14 protein-coding genes are annotated in these 20,684 nt (G+C 38.3%); 12 read left to right on the top strand and 2 right to left on the bottom strand.

The annotated features are described in order from the left end of the window. Positions 1-578: 578 nt before the first annotated feature. Positions 579-1,220, bottom strand: a complete 642-nt coding sequence (locus ICG50_RS07370; protein WP_187660264.1) for an endonuclease III domain-containing protein — start codon at positions 1,218-1,220, stop codon at positions 579-581. Between the two features lie 3 nt (positions 1,221-1,223). Then, the gene (locus ICG50_RS07365) at positions 1,224-2,087 is read right to left on the bottom strand and encodes an alpha/beta fold hydrolase (RefSeq protein WP_187660263.1); all 864 of its coding nucleotides are present in this window, start codon (positions 2,085-2,087) and stop codon (positions 1,224-1,226) included. A gap of 74 nt (positions 2,088-2,161) precedes the next feature. Here ICG50_RS07365 and ICG50_RS07360 point away from each other — a divergent pair, with 74 nt between their 5' ends. The 12 genes from ICG50_RS07360 to ICG50_RS07305 all read left to right on the top strand — a co-directional run bounded on the left by ICG50_RS07360 (position 2,162) and on the right by ICG50_RS07305 (position 20,683). Next, complete coding sequence (locus tag ICG50_RS07360) at positions 2,162-4,102, top strand: alpha-1,4-glucan--maltose-1-phosphate maltosyltransferase (protein ID WP_187660262.1); 1,941 nt, start codon at positions 2,162-2,164, stop codon at positions 4,100-4,102. After that, positions 4,102-5,745: a maltokinase N-terminal cap-like domain-containing protein gene (locus tag ICG50_RS07355; RefSeq protein ID WP_187660261.1), complete on the top strand. Its 1,644-nt coding sequence runs from the start codon at positions 4,102-4,104 to the stop codon at positions 5,743-5,745. The genes ICG50_RS07360 and ICG50_RS07355 overlap by 1 nt, the downstream gene beginning before the upstream one ends. Positions 5,746-5,891: 146 nt before the next feature. Beyond that, positions 5,892-7,796: a 1,4-alpha-glucan branching protein GlgB gene (gene glgB, locus ICG50_RS07350; protein ID WP_187660260.1), complete on the top strand. Its 1,905-nt coding sequence runs from the start codon at positions 5,892-5,894 to the stop codon at positions 7,794-7,796. Between the two features lie 166 nt (positions 7,797-7,962). Then, positions 7,963-10,362 (top strand): glycoside hydrolase family 31 protein, encoded by a 2,400-nt coding sequence (locus ICG50_RS07345; RefSeq protein ID WP_187660259.1) that lies wholly within the window; start codon positions 7,963-7,965, stop codon positions 10,360-10,362. Positions 10,363-10,442: 80 nt separating this feature from the next. Next, complete coding sequence (locus ICG50_RS07340; RefSeq protein ID WP_187660258.1) at positions 10,443-11,261, top strand: M48 family metallopeptidase; 819 nt, start codon at positions 10,443-10,445, stop codon at positions 11,259-11,261. A gap of 85 nt (positions 11,262-11,346) precedes the next feature. Beyond that, positions 11,347-12,642, top strand: a complete 1,296-nt coding sequence (locus ICG50_RS07335; RefSeq protein ID WP_187660257.1) for an MFS transporter — start codon at positions 11,347-11,349, stop codon at positions 12,640-12,642. Between the two features lie 42 nt (positions 12,643-12,684). Further along, positions 12,685-13,866, top strand: a complete 1,182-nt coding sequence (locus ICG50_RS07330) for a fibronectin type III domain-containing protein (RefSeq protein WP_187660256.1) — start codon at positions 12,685-12,687, stop codon at positions 13,864-13,866. Between the two features lie 160 nt (positions 13,867-14,026). Next, positions 14,027-14,794: a hypothetical protein gene (locus ICG50_RS07325; protein ID WP_187660255.1), complete on the top strand. Its 768-nt coding sequence runs from the start codon at positions 14,027-14,029 to the stop codon at positions 14,792-14,794. A 200-nt stretch (positions 14,795-14,994) separates the two neighbouring features. Next, complete coding sequence (gene lon / locus ICG50_RS07320) at positions 14,995-17,448, top strand: endopeptidase La (protein WP_187660254.1); 2,454 nt, start codon at positions 14,995-14,997, stop codon at positions 17,446-17,448. A 132-nt stretch (positions 17,449-17,580) separates the two neighbouring features. Next, positions 17,581-18,612 (top strand): type IX secretion system protein PorQ, encoded by a 1,032-nt coding sequence (gene porQ / locus ICG50_RS07315; RefSeq protein WP_187660253.1) that lies wholly within the window; start codon positions 17,581-17,583, stop codon positions 18,610-18,612. A gap of 51 nt (positions 18,613-18,663) precedes the next feature. Further along, a complete protein-coding gene (gene cmk / locus ICG50_RS07310; RefSeq protein WP_187660252.1) occupies positions 18,664-19,359 on the top strand; it encodes a (d)CMP kinase in 696 nt (231 codons plus the stop codon). A gap of 67 nt (positions 19,360-19,426) precedes the next feature. After that, a complete protein-coding gene (locus ICG50_RS07305; RefSeq protein WP_187660251.1) occupies positions 19,427-20,683 on the top strand; it encodes a nucleoside permease in 1,257 nt (418 codons plus the stop codon). Position 20,684: the final 1 nt, after the last annotated feature.

Raw genomic sequence — 20,684 nt, 5'->3', positions numbered from 1 at the left:
TTTTTTTGTTTTATATGGTTTTGATAAATCAAAACTACCTGAAGCCCACCGGGCTTCCTCCTTTTAATTTCAAATGCAGATGGTACTGCAGTTATGTGGGAGAGTATGTCGCCGCCCTGCCTACCGGCAGGCAGGCTTTTTTTTAGAAACCCTATTCATTTATTTGGATAGGGTTTTTTGTTTTAAATGCCCTTCGACTCCCGATAGTTATCGGGACAGGGTGACAGTATTGTTTTTGCGATTGTATTTTTTGCAGTAGCGAGATATCTAGTTGCAGTAGGGAGTTTTCTTTTTGCAGTAACGAGAAATCTACTTGCAGTGAGGAGTTTTCTTTTTGCAGTAGCGAGAAATCTAATTGCAGTAAGGAGTTTTCTTTTTGCAGTGGCGAGATATCTATTTGCAGTAAGGAGTTTTCTACTTGCAGTAGCGAGAAATCTAATTGCAGTGAGGAGTTTTCTGGTTGCAAGGGCTGGATATCTAAATGATTAAGGGAGTTTTCTTTTTGCAGTTACTTGCGTGAGGGATAGGAGAGGCTACCATGTAGCCCGGATAGCCCGACCCGAAGGGGCACGCCCAAATTATATAGTTTTCAAATCATATTGACACTCATTTTGAATAGGACACAGTGGGCATTTAGGATTTGTAGGTCGGCAAGTTTCTCTTCCTAAAAAGGATATGGCCATGCCGATTTCTCCCCAAACTTCTCTTGGTAACGCTTCCATCAATTGTTTTTCGACTTTATTGCCGTCTTTGGCTTCTTGGATGACGCCAATTCTGGGTGCAACGCGAATCACGTGTAAGTCGGCAATAATACCTTCGGCAGGGACTTTCATTTCGCGCATAATCACATTGGCTGATTTTCTGCCGATGCCTTTTAAAGCGATTAATTCGGGTAAAGTGGTTGGGATATTGCTATCAGTTTTTAGGGTTTGGGCGATTTCGATTAGCCAACTTGATTTGGTGTTGTAGTTCCGAACTTTACTCACCAACGGAAATAAACTGTCAAAAGTAGCCGTAGATAAAGCTTCTAAATTGGGATATTCCTTGAATAAAGCCGGCGCTATTTTATTGATGTTAGCGTCTGAATCTTGCGCCGACAAAATCACCATGACCATCAATTGGTATAGATTTTCGTAATCTAACGGATGTTTTTTATTTCTGTATAAATTGATGATAGGCTGCAGTTTTGGGGCCCAATCGGTGGTTTCAAATAAACTCATAACTTATGTTTTTAAAAATTCTTTGATGCTGTTTATTACTAATTCATTCCCTAATATTTTTCGATGCCCCAAGTGTTCGGTAATCATTAGCTCACTGTTTTCAAGGTGTTTGTCGATGTTATAAGCGGCTTTTATATTAACGTCGTGGTCATTTTTATCGTGAATTACCAGTACCGGAATCTTAACTTCTTGAGCTGCTACATGAGCAGAATAATTTTCCATAGATTCACCAAACTTCTTTTCGAAATGTTGTTTCAGCCTTCCGGCAATTTTAGGATTCAGTTTCAATTTGGATACAAAATCGTCTAAAATGTCCTGAATAATATCACCACTTCCAATAGTTACTGCTTTTTTTACCTTAAATCCTTGCTTTATAGCGTTCAGAATCGACATGCCACCAAGCGAGTGACCAATCGCGAATTCGAATGGACCCAATTGTTTTTCAATTTCCAAAATAGAAGCAATAAACTCAGTCATAATCGTTGTTCTTCCTTCTGATTTGCCATGAGCCGGAGCATCAAAACTTACGATTTGGTAACCTAATTTCACTAATTCATCCGCAATTTTAACCAATTGTGTGCCTCGTCCTGACCAACCGTGAACCAGCAAAACTTTCTTTTCTCCTTCTCCATATTCATAAACCATAATTTCCTTTTTGAGACTTGGAACCAATAATTTACTTTGACGACTATTTTGCTCCATGTGGAGTTCTCTCTTGGGAATTTTGTGTTTTATAGGTGTAGTAAATAATTTGGCAGCAAAGAGCGTGACTAGTTTTGGAGAAATTGCCTCTAATAATTTAGCCGTAAGTAGGATTGGCTTAGGAATTTGCAATGATTGGTTGCTTATTGGGGATTTTTTTGTCATTTCAATAATTTTTTTGGCTGACCAAAAGTTAAAATATTTTTTTTTAAATTTCAACATCATAAATATAAGTCAAAATGCAAAATCAAACCCGAATAATTATTGAAAATGTAACGCCTCAATTAGACGGAGGCGCTTTTTATATCAAGCGAATTGTTGGACAAACGGTTGTCGTAAAAGCCAATGTTTTTGCCGATGGCCATGACGTGATTGCTTGTTGTGTAAAATACAAACATGAAAAGGATAAAAAATGGCAAGAAGTAAGATTGAAAGCATTGGGCAATGATGAATGGACCGCGCAATTCCAAGTTGAAAAACAAGGTCATTATACTTATTTCATAGAAGGTTGGGTTGATTATGCACTCAATTGGCAACACGGAACCGAAAGAAAAATACAAGACAACCAACACGTAAAATCAGAATTATTAGAAGGAGCCGAGTATTGTCAGGCGATTTTGAAAGAAGTCACTGCAGCCGAGAAAGCCTATCTAACATCGGCTATCAAAGCTTTTCAAGACGAAAAGCAATACGATAAAGCTGCAACAATTGCCCTATCCAAAGAATTACACCATATATTCGAGAAATACCCAACCCGAACGTTAGCCAATACTTCAGCCGAATTAAAAATTTACGTCGATAGAAAAAAAGCATTGTTCAGTACGTGGTACGAATTTTTCCCACGCTCAGCATCACAAGAAAAAGGCAAACACGGTACTTTCAAAGACTGTGAAAAATTATTGCCAAGAGTTTCAGCAATGGGATTTGATACGTTATATTTCCCGCCAATCCACCCGATTGGAGAAGTGAATCGAAAAGGAAAAAACAACGCCACCAACGCGCAACCCGGTGACGTTGGTTCGCCTTGGGGAATTGGTTCTAAACACGGCGGACATAAGTCAACGCACCCTGATTTAGGAACAATTGACGAATTCAAATCGTTAGTAAAAGCCGCAAAAAGTCTGGGAATTGAAGTCGCAATGGATTATGCGTTGCAAGCAGCACCGGATCATCCTTATGTGAAAGATTTTCCGCAGTGGTTCAAATGGCGTCCGGACGGAACCGTACAGTATGCCGAAAATCCCCCAAAAAAATACCAAGACATTCAACCCATTTACTTTGAAAGCAGTGATTGGAAAAACCTTTGGAAAGAGCTACTAGACGTGGCTTTATTCTGGGTAGAAGAATGTGATATCAAAGTATTTAGAGTTGATAATCCGCACACTAAGCCGTTTTATTTTTGGGGTTGGCTCATCGCCGAAATCAAGAAAAAACACCCGAATGTACTCTTTTTGGCAGAAGCTTTTACGGCACCTAAAGTCATGCACGAGTTGGCCAAGCAAGGGTTCTCACAATCTTATACTTATTTCACTTGGCGCAATACCAAAGCCGAACTAATAGAATATGTTGAAGAACTAACCAAAACCAACCAGGCCGATTTCTACCGACCAAACTTCTGGCCGAACACACCGGATATTTTGCCTTATGCTTTACAAAGCGGGAACGAAAGTGTGTACCTTCACAAATATTTCTTAGCGGCTACCTTGAGTTCCAGCGTTGGGATTTACGGCCCGGCCTTTGAATACATGGTTTCCGAAGCGATGCCAGGCAAAGAAGAATATTTCAATTCTGAGAAATACGAAGTCTACCACTGGGATTGGACCGTGCAAAACAAATTGATTACGCTGATTACTCGATTAAACAGAATCCGCCACGAACAACCTTCATTGCAGCAAACGAATAACATTCAGTTTTGTGCTACCGATAATGACCAAGTATTGGCTTACTATAAATACGATGATTTGAGATTAGATGAAACGTTGATGATTTGCAGTCTAGATCCTTATTATGCTAAGCAAACGTGGATTCAATTGCCTTTACAAGCTTTGGGGGTTCAACCCGGACAAACCATCAAAGTAGTCGATTTGATTACTGGAAACAGCTATTTTTGGGATAAGGAATGGAACTTCGTAGAATTGCATCCGGCGTTGCCATTTCATTTATTTAAAATTATGAAGTAATGGATACTAAAATTAATGAAGATGAATTTATAAACCCGTATGTATTTAAAACGGATTGGAAAACAGCCTTTGAAGACGAAGACTTTGTAAAGGTTTTTTCCTCGGATATTTTGGAAAACTATATCATCAACAAGCGATGGTATGGCGGAAAAGCCAGCACGCTCAAGTATATCGAAGTTGTAGATTGGTTCAAAATCACTTCAAAGAAAAATACTTATTACGGCGTACTGCTTGAAGTCAATTTCAAAGAGGCATTTTACCAACATTATTTCATGCCGATTTCCTTCATGTCGGAAGACGAACTCGATACCAATACAATCATAGCGCCTGTAAAAATGGGCGGGCAAGAAGGTTTTTTAGTTGATGCGTTACACCAAGAAGATTTTAGAAAATTATTATTCGATAAGATAGTTACTTCCGGAGGAAAAGACGAGAAAGATGGAAAAGTCAAATTCCATAAAGGCGAAAAACTCGAAGACAAAGAATACAAATCGTCCAAATTCATGGGCGTAGAGCAAAGCAATACTTCCATTATTTACAACGGCAGTTTGGTGCTGAAAATCTTCAGACGCATCTACATCAGCATGAATCCCGATTACGAAATCAGTCGATTCTTAACTGAAACAATGGATTTTCAACATTCGCCAGCCTACACCGGAAGCATCAGTGTAGTTTTATCCGAGGGGAATATCACTTTGGGTTTAATGCAAGAATTGGTGCCGAATCAAGGCGATGCGTGGCAGTTTATGTTAGAAGAAGTCGATAGAATTTTCGACAACCTAAAACACAAAAAAATAAAAATTGCCAAACTTCCGGATATCGAATTGTTTAAGCGTTTAAAAATAAACGAAGTGCCACACGAAATCATCGATTGGGCCGGATTGAGCATTTTTCTGCGCATTCATACGTTGGCAACTCGCACCGCTGAAATGCACATCGCACTCGGTGGCGACATACGAGATACGGCTTTTACGCCAACGACTTATAATGGCGATTACACCGTTTGGCTCAAAAATCGACTGACGTATCAGTTCCAAAACCGATTGAATATTTTAGAAAATAATTTGCACAAACTCGACGGTTTGGCGCTCGAACTCGCCAATCAATTTCTCGATAACAAAAAAGAAATCCGTAAAATCTTCCTCGATTTCGATTGGACGAAAATGAAATCCGAACGCATCCGAATCCACGGTGATTACCATCTCGGACAAGTTTTGGTCAACGGAGATGATTTTTATTTGCTCGATTTTGAAGGCGAACCAGAAAGCACCATCCGCGACCGAAAGGTAAAACAACCACCATTAAAAGACGTCGCCGGGATGTTCCGCTCGTTCCATTACTCGATTTACGCGACCATTTTCAACAACAAGGACAAATATCCGTTTGAACAAAAAGAGTTGTTCCAAGCCGGAGAAATCCTGTTCAAATATTTCGTAGGCGTGTTTTTGCAAACCTACACCGAAGTCGCGCAAGGCGGCAATTTAAATATAGGATACCGAAAAGAAATTGACTTCCTGTTGAAATATTGCATCCTCGAAAAAGCAGTTTATGAACTCGGCTACGAACTCAATTCCAGACCACGCTGGGCCGTGATTCCACTAACCGGAATCGCCAGCATCATGGAATTTGAAGCGAAAGTGTAGGGCAGTTTCAGGAATGGTAATTCCCGCTTTACGTTGCAAGTCCCAATAAATTGGGAGCTTTCCACTGCAATCGGGGCTAGATAGGATTTGAATTGATATAAAATAAAAAGACAATCGCGAATTAGCGATAAAAATAAAATAACAACATGAACCAAGTACAAGTACATTCGCTTTTTACCGATTTTGACATCGATTTATTCAAAGCCGGAAAACATTTCAGACTCTATGAAAAACTCGGCGCACACCTCACCGAAGTGAATGGCGTAAAAGGCGTTTACTTTGCCGTTTGGGCACCATCAGCACGCTCCGTTTCAGTTGTAGGCGATTTCAATTATTGGATACAAGGTGAGCACCAACTCAACGTGCGTTGGGACAGCTCGGGCATCTGGGAAGGATTTATTCCCGGAGTCGATAAAGGCACAACCTACAAATACAAAATACAATCCAACAACAACGGCATCATTACCGAAAAAGCCGATCCGTTTGCACTTTACTGCGAACATCCGCCACAAACCGCCTCAGTCATTTGGGACTTAGACTACAAGTGGAAAGACAAAAAATGGATGGACACGCGTAAGGACAAAAACGGTTTAGACAAACCTTATTCGGTTTACGAAGTACATTTAGGCTCATGGCGCAGAAACAGCGAAGGCAATTTCCTAACGTATCTCGAAATGGCAGACCAATTGGTCGCTTACGTCAAAGAAACCGGTTTCACCCACGTCGAATTCATGCCGGTAATGGAATATCCGTATGATCCGTCTTGGGGTTACCAGTTGGTTGGGTATTTTGCCCCAACTTCCCGTTTCGGAAAACCACAGGATTTCATGGTTTTGGTCGATAAATTGCACCAAGCCGGAATTGGAGTCATCTTGGATTGGGTACCATCACATTTTCCTGATGACGCGCACGGACTAGGATTCTTCGACGGTTCCAACTTATACGAGCATCCCGACAGAAGAAAAGGCTATCATCCCGATTGGAAAAGTTTGGTGTTCAATTATGGCCGAAATGAAGTGCGCTCGTTCTTAATCAGCAATGCGATTTTTTGGTTACAACAATACCACGTTGACGGTTTAAGGGTTGATGCAGTTGCGTCTATGTTATACTTAGATTACTCCAGAGAAGAAGGCGAATGGGAACCGAACATTTACGGTGGAAGAGAAAATTTAGACACCATTAGTTTCCTAAAAGATTTCAACGAAGCGGTTTATTCAGCTTTCCCCGATGTGCAAACCATAGCCGAGGAAAGCACCAGTTTTCCGATGGTGTCGCGACCAACATTCATCGGAGGTTTAGGCTTCGGCATGAAATGGATGATGGGCTGGATGCATGATACGTTGCAATATTTCAAAAAAGAACCGATTTACAGACGTTTCCACCAAAACGATTTGACTTTCTCGATGACCTACGCGTTTACCGAAAACTTTATGTTACCGTTGTCGCATGACGAAGTGGTTTATGGCAAACATTCTATTTTAGGCAGAATGCCGGGCGATGAATGGCAGAAATTTGCAAATCTCCGTTTGTTGTACGGTTATATGTTTACGCATCCGGGCGGAAAATTATTGTTTCAAGGTGCTGAATTCGGGCAAAGCAGCGAATGGAATTTCGAAGGCAGTTTAGATTGGCATTTGTTGCAATATGGCTACCACGACGGTATCAAAAAATGCATCACCGATTTGAATGCTTTATACAAAAACAATCCGGCGATGTATGAAAAACAATTCCACGTTGAAGGTTTTGAATGGATTAATTATTCCGATAGTGAAAATGCCGTTTTGAGTTATATCCGTAAAGGTTTAAATCCTAAAGATGACTTAATTGTCGTGGCCAATTTTACTCCGGTAGTGAGAGAAAATTATAGAATCGGTTTACCTGCAAAAGGAAAACTAACGCAGATTTTCAACTCAGATAGCACTGAATACAATGGAAGCGGTGTCGTAATGACGAAGCCTATCAAAATAGATAAAACCGCTTGGAATTACCGCGATTATTCGGCCGAATTGGTATTGCCGCCATTAGGAGTTACAGTATACAAGATTTCATAAACAATTATTAATTCAGATAAAGAAGAAGTTAACTTTCTCACTAAGAGAGTTGACTTCTTTTTAGTTATCCTTATCCGCAAACGTTGTAGTTAAAAACTACTTGACCTAGATACAAAATTATCGTTGTCATCTTTGTAAATTTGGCACTCGACACAAATACAATTTTATGATTACCAACCAAGAACTTGAACATAAAGGGGATCAATTCCCTTCTAAAATAGTTTCCTTCGAACAAGATGTTGACAGTATTTATTTCAATACCGACAACAATGTAATTTTGAAAATCACCATACTTCGCGATAGTCTAATTCGCTTTCGATACACCACCAAAGGTTACTTCAGCAACGATTTCTCTTATGCTATTGACAAAACGCAATCGCATGGTTACAACCAATTGGAAGTCATAGAAGAACAACAATTTTACCTAATCAAAACCAGCAAAGTTTTTTGTAAAGTCAATAAAAAAGACTTAAAAATCTCCATTCATGACATTGACGGTTTTACGATTCTGGAAGACGAAATCGGTTTCCATTGGGAAGAATGTTATGAACATGGCGGGAATATTGTAAAAATGAGTAAGATGTCCAAAGACGGTGAAAGTTTTTACGGTTTGGGCGACAAGCCAACACATTTGAACTTAAAAGGAAAACGCGTGGAAAATTGGGCTACCGACCAATATGCTTTCCACAAAGACCAAGAGCCGCTTTACAAAGTAGTGCCGTTTTACATAGGTTTACACCATAATAAAGCTTACGGAATTTTCTTTGACAATACCTTCAGAACTTATTTTGATTTTTGTCATGAACGCAGAAATGTGACCAGTTTTTGGGCAGAAGGTGGAGAAATGAATTATTATTTCTTCTACGGTCCGAAAATGAGTGATGTCGTAATTAATTATACGCATTTAACCGGAAAACCTGAATTACCGCCGATGTGGACCTTAGGTTACCACCAATGTAAATGGAGTTATTATCCGGAAAGTAAAGTAAAAGAAGTTACTAGTAAATTCAGAGAACTTAAAATTCCTTGTGATGCGATTTATTTAGACATCGATTACATGGAAGGTTTCCGCTGTTTTACTTGGAGCAAAGAATATTTCCCCGAACCAAAACGAATGGTCGCAGAACTAGCCAAAGACGGTTTTAAAACAGTTGTTATCATTGATCCTGGAATTAAAATCGATAAAGATTATTGGGTTTACCAAGAAGCTTTAGCCAAAGGATATTTTTGCAAACGTGCCGATGGTCCGTTTATGAAAGGAAAAGTTTGGCCTGGCGAATGTAATTTCCCCGATTATACCAATCCCGAAGTAAGAGAATGGTGGGCAGGATTGTTCAAAGAATTGATTTCGGAAATTGGCGTGAAAGGCGTTTGGAATGATATGAACGAACCGGCTGTAATGGACGTTCCCGGAAAAACATTCCCGAATGACGTTCGCCACGATTACGACGGCAATCCATGCAGTCACCGAAAAGCACATAATGTATACGGAACCCAAATGGCGCGAGCGACTTATGAAGGTGTTAAGCGTTTTTCGTATCCGAAAAGACCTTTTATCATTACGCGTTCGGCTTATTCAGGAGCACAACGTTATACTTCGTCTTGGACAGGCGACAACGTAGCCAGTTGGGAACATTTATGGATTGCTAACATACAAATGCAACGCATGTCGATGTCGGGAATGGGCTTTACCGGTTCTGATATCGGTGGGTTTGCCGAGCAACCTTCGGGCGAATTGTATGCGCGTTGGATTCAATTGGGGGTTTTCCATCCTTTCTGCAGAACGCATTCTTCGGGCGATCACGGCGAACAAGAACCTTGGTCATTTGGAGAAGAAGTGATTGATATTACTAGAAAATTTGTCGAATTGCGTTACCAATTGTTGCCATACTTGTATACGATGTTCTGGCAATATGTTAATGAAGGAACACCAATGTTGAAACCGTTAGTGTATTTCGATCAAGATGATTTCCACACGCATTACAGAACGGATGAGTTTATTTTTGGAAACCAAATTTTGGTTTGTCCAATATTAGAACCCAATGCTCAAGGGAGAAGAATGTATATACCTAAAGGAAATTGGTATAACTTCTGGACAAATGAATTGGTTGAAGGAAAGAAAGAACTTTGGATTAAAACCAGTTTCGACCAAATTCCGATTTTCATCAAAGAAGGAGCCATTATTCCTAAATATCCGGTACAACAATATGTGGGTGAATTGCAATTTGATGAGTTGACTTTAGATGCCTATTACAAATTAGGGAAAGAAAAATCAACCGTTTACGAAGACGCACAAGATGGCTATGATTATAATAAAGGTCGTTTCTCTTTGCGAACATTTACTTTAAACGGAAAAGAAAAAGAACTTATTATTCAACAGCATACGGAAGGAACATTTGAAACACAATATTCCAGATTCAAAATCAATTTGAAAGGATTGCCATTTAAAGTAAAAAGAATTGAACTAGATAATGAAAAAATCACTTTGGATCAAGTACAATTGAATGGAGATAATTCTGTAATAATTGGAAAAGATTTTACTGAAATTCACTTGTTTGGAGCCTAAATTATGTAAATTTATTACCTAAATTATATAATAATCTTGGGCGATATATAGTGTAAATTTGTAATTCAAATAATATAAACATGAAAAAAGGAATTTTATTTTTTGCTTCGCTATTGATTCTAGTCGTAGCATCGTGCTCTACAAATCCGGTTACAGGTAAAAGAACATTGGCTTTGGTGCCAAATTCGGAAATTTTTGCTTCCTCTTTCAGTCAGTATGGTGAATTTTTGAAAACTAACAAAGTAATCACCGGAACAGCAGATGCCAAAAGGGTGGAAAATGTTGGAATGAAAATCAGAGCTGCTGCAGAGAAATTATTAAAAGCTAAAGGAACTCAAGGTCAGTTAGAAGGTTATGCTTGGGAATATAAATTAGTAGATAGTAAAGAAGTAAATGCTTGGTGTATGCCAGGCGGAAAAATTGTTTTCTACTCAGGAATTCTTCCTGTTTGTAAAGATGATGCCGGAATGGCCACAGTAATGGGTCACGAAGTAGCTCACGCACTAGCCAATCACGGACAGCAACGTATGAGTGCCGGATTAGCCCAACAGTTAGGCGCTGGGGTTACTCAAGCAGTGGTAGGTGGAAAAAGTGCTGAAACACAAGCTTTAGTGATGCAAGCCTATGGCATTGGTACTAGTGTTGGCGGAATGTTGCCTTTTAGCAGAAGTCATGAAACAGAAGCTGATGAAATTGGACTTACTTTAATGGCAATAGCAGGATATAATCCGGAGAATTCAGTTGCTTTTTGGGAAAGAATGTCTGCCAAATCAGGAGGAGGAGCTCCAGCCGAAATCTTAAGCACGCACCCATCAGATGCTACAAGAATTGCTAATCTTAAAAAGTTAATTCCAAAAGCCAAAGCAGAAGCTGCCAAGTTTGGCGTTACATTTAAATAATATTGTAAAGCTTAAAAAAAGATTATATTTGAATTCCGTCTTGTTCGATAAACGAGACGGGATTTTTTTATTTTATAATAGTTTTATGACAACACTTCCAAAAGGTCACCCAAAATTACTCAACGCTTGGGCTTTTTATGACTGGGCTAATTCGGTTTACAGTTTGGTAATTGCTTCGGCAGTCTTCCCCATTTTTTATAATGCCTTGTTTAAGGAAGACAATCCCTATGTAAATCTGTTCGGATATAGTTTTAAAAACTCAGCTCTGATTAGTTTTGTAACTGCAGGTGCTTTTCTTTGTGTAGCTGTTTTTTCTCCTTTATTGTCGGGAATTGCTGATTATACCGGAAACAAAAAAATATTCATGCGAGTCTTCAATTATATTGGCGCAATTTCTTGCATAGGATTGTATTTTTTCGATTTAGACAATATCCTTTTGGGATTGGTCTTTTACTTTTTTGGACTAATAGGTTTTTGGGGAAGTTTGGTGTTTTACAATTCGTATTTACCCGATATTGCTTTTGCCGAACAACAAGATAAAATAAGTGCTAGAGGTTATTCTATGGGCTATATCGGAAGTGTTTTACTTTTGATAATCAATTTGGGGATGATCATGACCGCCGACAAAGAAAATAAAATCGACATGATGAAATATTCTTTTGTCATGGTCGGTATTTGGTGGATTGTATTCAGTCAATACACTTATTTTTATTTGCCGAAAGGCAATGCTAACCAACAAAAAGTGACACGCTCGGTCATTTTTAATGGCTTTAGAGAATTGCGTAATGTTTGGAATAAACTCCAAACTGAAGTCCCTCTAAAGCGATACTTGTTGAGCTTTTTTGTCTTCAGCATGGCAGTGCAAACCGTAATGTTGGTTGCTACTTATTTCGGCGCTCAGGAAATTAATTGGGCAAACGACGAAGAGAGCCAAATTGGGTTAATCACCTGTATTCTTTTAATTCAATTGATAGCAGTATTAGGTGCTTTTTTGACTTCAAGGGCTTCAGGTAAATTTGGGAACATCAAAGTGTTAATTGTGCTTAATGCTTTTTGGCTATTATTGTGTGGATTTGCCTATTTTATTACTACGCCAATGGAATTTTACATCATGGCGTCTTTAGTTGGATTGGTGATGGGCGGAATCCAATCTTTAGCTCGTTCGACCTATTCAAAATTTTTACCCGAAACGGAAGATACAACCTCCTTTTTTAGTTTTTATGATGTGTCAGAAAAAATCGGAATCGTTATCGGGATGTTGGTTTATGGTTTAATTGACCAAATTACAGGCAGTCCGAGATTTGCCATTGTTTTTTTAGGTTTATTTTTCCTATCAGGAATGTTATTATTGTTGAGAATACCAAAAAAACACTTGCAATAAATCTAAAAAAAAATTATATTTGGATAAATTATAAAAAAATTCATGCAGAACAAAAAACTTTTGATTGGACTATTTTTTGTCCTTATTACTTTTACTTTCAATTCTTGTGAAAACGAACCTATTGACAGTGCCATAAATTTAGATGATATTATCTTGCCATGTGAAGAACCAACTTCATTTCAAGCTAGTAATTTAATTAATAATAATTCAGTCAGTTTGAGCTGGGTTGCAGGTGATGAAGAGAATTCTTGGACTATACAATATGGACTTCAAGGATTTACATTAGGAACAGGAACGTCGGTAAATTCAAATGGAACAACTCATGTTATATCGGGATTAAATGCTTCCAATAGTTACAGTTTTTACCTAAGATCAAATTGTGATGCTGAAAACAGTAGTGCATGGGTTGGACCTGTTAATTTACTAGGGAATATTAATCCTACTACTTGTACAAATCCAAGTGGTTTGACTGCAATAAGAAGTACAACTACCACTACCAATGTTAATTTAGCTTGGATAGCAGGCGGTACTGAAACGGCTTGGGAAATTCAATATGGTACACAAGGCTTTACCCTTGGAAGTGGTACTATAACAACTTCTACCACAGTAAGCAAACAGATTTCTAACATAGCGGCTAATACTGCTTATGATTTTTATGTAAGAGCCATTTGTTCGACAACTCAAAGTAGTTCTTGGTTTGGACCTGTTAGTGTCAGCAGTGTTGCTGTTAATACAACTTATGCTTATATGAATGCAACAGTTGACGGGCAGACATACACTGGAATGAAACCATTTTACTATCCTTTTGCAGGAATAAAAGCTAAATTAGATATTGGTAGTGAACCCACCAATAAAATATTATTTATACAAGGACATACTGATGCTTTAAATCCTAATTCAAGTAATTTTGTCGAAATAACTTTAAAAATTAATGAGCTTTATTGGGCACCGGGGACTTATGTCCTCAATGCTGATAATCCCGCAGATCCTGATAGAGTTGTCACCGCAAACTTGATTATAGTAAATGCAACTAATCCATATGAAGTTTATGAGGATGAACAACAGGCAACTTTAACAATAATAGAGTTTAATCAAACTACTAAAAGAATAAGAGGAACATTTAGTTTTCCTTATTTAATTATCAACAATTCTAACACAACAGGTCCTTTCCAAGTTACCAATGGTTCATTCGATTTTGAAATTGAAGATGCTGTTTTTAACTAAAGCGATAGTTATAGTTTTAAATCCGCCTTTTAGGCGGATTTTTTATTTATGTATGTTTTTGAATTATCATAAGTTTCAATGTTATTATTGTGAGAATACCAAAAAAAACACTTGTAATAAATCTAAAAAAAATTATATTTGAACAAAATTTACAAAAGTCATGAAAAATATAAAACTTTTAATTGGGCTATTTTTAGTCTTTACTGCCTTTACTTTCACTTCTTGTGAAAACGAGCCTATTGACAGTGCCATCGATTTGAATAATGGAGGTAACGGCGGCGGTAACAACGGCGGTGGTGGCGGAGGAACTTCGACAGGTGATTATTGGCCTACAGCTTTAAACAACCAATGGGTTTTCAAACAAGACGGTGTGGTTCAACCACCAATGAAAATGGTTTCAATTAACAGTATTGGTTCTTTCACCTATTATACTTTTGATCAATTGTTCGGTACCGGTAGCGGCGGAGCTTCAGCAGGAGTTATTGCCCGTTTAAGAAAAAACTCTGGAGATTACTATCTTAAAATTGAAGACTTTACTTTCGATACTGGTTTAGGAATTATGGGAACTTTAACCGGTTATGAAATGTTAATTTTAAAAGATTATTTAAATGTTAACCAAACTTGGTCTGGTAGTTTTTCACAAACAGCCACTTTTACTGGTTTACCAAGTACAACTCAAGCCACAAGTTATAGTGGCGTTATTTTAGAAAAAGATGCGACAGTTACTGTAAACGGAACCAATTATACCAATGTAATAAAAATGAAGATTACCCAATCGGTTACGGTAATGGGTGCGCCAACAAATAATGTTGTTACTGAATATTGGTTTGCAAAGGACATTGGTCCGGTTAAAGCGGTCACGGTTTCAACAGACGATACAGGAACGGAAACCATTAATAACGAGTTACAGTCTTACATCGTAAACTAATCAAATCCGCCAAATTGGCGGATTTTTTTTTCGGCATAATCCTTGTCTTACCACTACGCTTAACGATATAAAGTTTTGGGTTGATTTAAACCCAAATCATTTGTAGTACGTCGATTATAATTTATTTGTATTAAAAGATGTCCTACTTTTGTCAAGCATTATTTATTTTTTAATGTCAATTTGACTAATTCAAGTACCACATGTCAAACCACAATATTTTAACCCTTGACAGTCTGTCATTGCAAGAGTTCGACGAACAAACCGATTTAATTCCGCTTTTAACACCCGAGGATGAAGAGGAAATGAATAAGGAAGAATTACCCAATTCATTGCCTATTTTGCCCTTAAGAAATACCGTTTTATTTCCTGGAGTTGTAATTCCAATTACCGCCGGAAGAGATAAATCAATTAAATTAATCAACGACGCCAATGCCGGAAATAAAATTATCGGTGTTGTAGCTCAAAAGAATGAAGATGACGAAGATCCAACCAAAAATGATATTCATACCGTTGGAACTGTAGCCCAAATTCTAAGGGTTTTAAAAATGCCTGATGGTAACATTACCGTTATCTTGCAAGGGAAAAAGCGTTTTGAAATTAATGAAGTAACCACTGAAATTCCTTATCTAAAAGCGACTATCAAAGAAGTGGAAGAAAAGCGTCCGACCAAAAAAGACACTGAATTTCAAGCCATAGTCGATTCTATAAGAGAATTGGCTATTGAGATCATTAAGGAAAGTCCGAATATTCCAACCGAAGCAACATTCGCCATAAAAAATATCGAAAGTCAATCCTTCTTAATCAATTTTGTTTCTTCTAATATGAACCTTACGGTGAAAGAAAAGCAAGATTTGTTAATGATTAATGTTTTAAAAGATAGGGCTTTGGAAACCTTGCGCTATATGAACGTAGAATTGCAAAAATTGGAATTGAAAAACGATATCCAATCGAAAGTGCGTTTTGATTTAGACCAGCAACAGCGTGAATATTTCTTGCAACAACAAATGAAAACCATACAGGAAGAATTAGGTGGCGTTTCGAATGAGCAAGAAATCGAAGAAATGCGCGTGAAAGCCAAATCCAAAACTTGGGACGAAAAAACCGCCAAACATTTTGAGAAAGAAATTTCCAAAATGCAGCGTATGAATCCGCAAGCACCCGATTTTGGTATCCAAAGAAATTACCTGGAGTTGTTTTTAGAATTGCCATGGAATCATTTTTCTAAAGACAATTTCGATTTAAAACGCGCGATTAAAATATTAGACCGAGACCATTTTGGTTTAGAAGATGTCAAAAAAAGAATCATTGAGCATTTAGCCGTTTTGAAATTGCGAAACGACATGAAATCGCCAATTATCTGTTTGACCGGACCTCCGGGTGTTGGTAAAACGTCTATCGGAAAATCAATAGCCGAAGCTTTAGGGAGAGAATATGTTCGAATTTCGTTAGGCGGTTTGCGTGACGAAGCGGAAATCCGTGGTCATCGTAAAACCTATATCGGTGCCATGCCAGGCAGAATTATCCAAAGTTTGAAAAAAGCGGGAACGTCTAATCCGGTATTTGTGTTGGATGAAATCGATAAATTGTCTAACAGTCATCAAGGCGATCCATCATCGGCTTTGTTGGAAGTTTTAGATCCGGAACAAAACAATGAGTTCTATGACAATTTCCTCGAAATGGGTTACGACTTGTCTAAAGTCATGTTTATCGCGACTTCCAATAATATGTCTGCCATTCAACCGGCCTTAAAAGACAGGATGGAAGTCATCAAAATGACCGGTTATACCATTGAAGAAAAAACCGAAATCGCTCGCCAACATTTGTTGCCAAAACAATTGAAAGAACACGGGTTGACCACTAAAGATTTAACGATTGGCAAAAGACAACTGGAAAAAATTGTTGAAGGATATACTCGTGAATCGGGTGTGCGTAGTTTGGAAGCCAAAATCGCTCAGGTAATTAGAAATGCTGCCAAGTCAGTAGCCATGGAGGAAGAGTATAACAAAAAAGTAACTGACGAGGATATAGTAACCATTCTTCGGGCACCAAAATTGGCCCGAGACAAATCTGAAAGTAATGATGTGGCCGGAGTAGTTACAGGTTTGGCTTGGACGTCTGTCGGCGGCGATATTTTATTCATAGAATCTTTAATATCAGCCGGAAAAGGAACTTTAACCTTAACCGGAAATTTAGGAACGGTAATGAAAGAGTCGGCGACGATTGCTTTAGAATATATTAAGTCTAATGCGGAAATTTTTGGTCTCGACCCAGAAATGATTGGCAAATACAATATTCACTTACACGTTCCGGAAGGCGCTACGCCAAAGGACGGACCAAGTGCCGGAATTGCGATGCTGACTTCTTTAGTGTCATTATATACCCAAAAGAAAGTCAAGAAAAACTTAGCCATGACCGGAGAAATTACGCTGCGTGGTAAAGTACTACCGGTTGGTGGTATCAAAGAAAAAATATTGGCAGCGAAAAGAGCCAACATCAAAGAAATCATTCTGTGTCACGAAAACAAAAGCGATATCGATGAAATCAAACCGGAATATATCGAAGGTTTGACCTTCCACTACGTAAAAGAAATGAGTGAAGTGATTGATTTTGCCCTAACCAACCAAAAGGTGAAAAATGCCAAAACACTGAAATAAATCTCAAAATAAATAGGTATCGAAAAGGCATGAGCAAAATAACGCTGATGCCTTTTTTTATTAACTTTTTTCCTCCGATATAAAATAATATCTTCGCAATTCCGTTATAGTAATAGCCATAAGTCTATTTTGATGTTTAGAACAACAGTTTGTATTGTATTTTGCCTTGCCAATTTGGTCTCTTATGGACAAGTTGGAGGAAAGTCAGTATACCAATTTCTAAACTTAGTGACTTCACCAAGGCAAGCAGCTATTGGAGGAAAAGTGATTACTTTTTACGACCATGATGTCAACCAAGCCCATTTTAATCCGGCGTGTATTAATGCGGAAATGGACAATAAACTGTCGCTGAATTACGGCAGTTATTTTGGAGAAGTGACTTATGGAACGGCTTCTTACGCCTACACTTATGACCGACATGTGCAAACGTTTTTTGGCGGTGTAAATTATGTCAACTACGGAAAATTTGACGGTTATGACGAAAATGGCCAGCAAACGTCAGACTTCACGGGAAGCGAAATTGCCTTGTCTTTTGGTTACGCTTATAATGTTCCGTTTACCGATTTTTATATTGGTGCCAATGCCAAACTGATTTCTTCGACTTTAGAAAGTTACAATTCTTTTGGTGCAGCCGTTGATATTGGGGCTTTGTTTATTGATACCCGGAACGATGTCAATTGGGCCATTTCTATCCGAAATATTGGAACCCAAATTACGCCTTACGCAGAAACCCGAGAAAAATTGCCTTTAGAAGTATTGATTGGGGTGTCCCAATTAATGGAAAACGTGCCGATTCGTTGGCACCTGACTTTAGAAAATATGCAACAATGGCAAGTCGCTTTTGCTAATCCGAATAGAGCAGAAGGCAATTTGGATGGTGGTTCTACGCCTGAGAAAGTCTCTTTTTTTAATAACGCTTTACGCCACGTAATTGTGGGAGCCGAATTGTTTCCCGAAAAAGGATTCAACATTAGAGTGGGTTATAATTTCAGACGTGCCGAAGAATTGCGTATCTTAGAGCAGCGAAATTTCTCCGGAATCTCGGTTGGTTTCGGTTTGAAAGTCAATAATTTAAAATTCAATTACTCGTATTCCCGATACACTTTGGCGGCCAACACCAGCTTATTTGGCTTGACCATTGATTTTTCAGGAAACCGATATTAAAATACAAATAAAACCGAAGGTTTACGAACACCAAAAAATAATTTTAAAATTGTGAGTAATAAAATTACCATTGCCATTGACGGATTTTCCTCCACCGGAAAAAGCACTTTAGCCAAACAATTGGCCAAACACTTAGGCTATGTTTATGTCGATTCCGGAGCGATGTACCGCGCAGTAACTTACTTTGCCATGCAAAATGGTTGTATAACCAATGAGTTTTTTGACAAAGAAACGTTAATCAATAGCTTGCCGTTTATTAAATTACATTTCGAATTTAATCCGGAGTTGGGTTTTGCCGAAATGTATTTGAATGGTCTTAATGTCGAAACGGCCATCAGGACAATTGAAGTGTCAAATTTTGTTAGCAAAGTAGCTGAAGTATCTGAAGTCCGAGCCAAATTGGTGGAACAACAACAAGAAATGGGTAAAGAAAAAGGAATTGTAATGGACGGACGCGATATCGGAACCGTAGTTTTTCCGGAAGCTGAGCTCAAAATATTCATGACTGCCAGTCCGGAAACACGAGCACGTAGACGCTATGACGAGTTACAAACTAAAGGACAAAACGTGACTTATGAAGCGGTTTTGAAAAACGTGGAAGAGCGCGACCACATAGATACTCACCGAGATGATTCCCCTTTGGTTAAAGCTGATGGTGCTATTGAAATCGACAATTCATCGCTAACCCGCGAAGAGCAGTTTGAAGAAGTTTTGGCTTTAGTATACAAAGTTTCTAAATCGTTGTAACTATTTGTTTATCTCAATATAAATAGTAGATTTACGGGTTGATATTATAAAACCAAAAACCACTATTATGAGTATAAAAAACAGATTAATCGCCATGAACTTCTTTCAGTTCTTTGTTTGGGGTGCTTGGCTTATTACGATTGCCAACTTTTGGTTCGGAACCAAACAATGGGATGGAACACAATTCGGGTTGGTATTCGGAACAATGGGAATTGCCTCTTTGTTCATGCCAACATTAACCGGAATTATGGCTGACCGTTGGGTTAACGCCGAAAAACTTTATGGTGTTCTTCATATATTGTATGCCTTAGTTTTATTTTATCTTCCTCAAGTCACTACACCGGATAATTTTATATATGTGATGCTTTTGGCGATGTGTTTTTACATGCCAACGATTGCTTTGTCAAATTCTATTTCCTACACCGCATTAAAAAACAGTACAGACAGTGATGTCGTGAAAGATTTTCCACCGATTAGGGTTTGGGGAACGATTGGTTTTATTGCTGCCATGTGGTTGACTAATTTATCAGGCAATAAAGCCACCGCTTACCAGTTTTACATAGCCGGAATTGCCGCTATTTTGTTGGGATTGTATTCTTTTACGTTGCCTAAATGTAAACCGCAACATACCAAAAGCGATAAGTCTTCTTTTGTAGAATCTTTAGGATTGGAAGCCTTTAAATTATTCGGGACATATAAAATGGCGTTGTTCTTTATCTTCTCCATGTTTTTGGGTGGCGCTTTGCAGTTGACCAATGCTTATGGAGATGTTTTTTTAGATGAGTTCAAAAATGTTCCGGAATATGCTGATTCCTTTGTAGTGAAATATTCTACCATCATTATGTCGATTTCACAAGTTTCGGAGACGTTGTTTATTTTAGCGATTCCATTCTTTTTAAAGCGATTTGGAATCAAACAAGTGATGTTGATTTCTATGTTTGCTTGGGTTTTGCGTTTCGGATTGTTTGCTTACGGTAATCCAACCGATGGATTGTGGATGATTATCATGTCTTGTATCGTTTACGGAATGGCCTTTGATTTTTTTAATATCTCCGGTTCATTGTTTGTGGAAACTTCCACGGATGCTAAAATTCGTTCGTCAGCCCAAGGATTGTTTATGATGATGACCAATGGTGTTGGCGCGATACTAGGAAGTTTTACTTCAGGATGGGCGATTGAAAAGTTCTTTACTCATGATGGTGCGAGAGATTGGCACAGCATCTGGTTGGCTTTTGCCGCTTATTCGCTAGTAATCGCCATTGCATTTGCCGTTTTGTTCAAACACAAACACGACCCGAATGCGGTGGCGAATGTCACTCATTAAA

This window comes from Flavobacterium buctense (assembly GCF_014486695.1).
Taxonomy (GTDB): Bacteria; Bacteroidota; Bacteroidia; order Flavobacteriales; family Flavobacteriaceae; genus Flavobacterium; species Flavobacterium buctense.
Note: the sequence above shows the minus strand (reverse complement) of the source record. Positions and strands in the feature narration are given on the sequence as shown.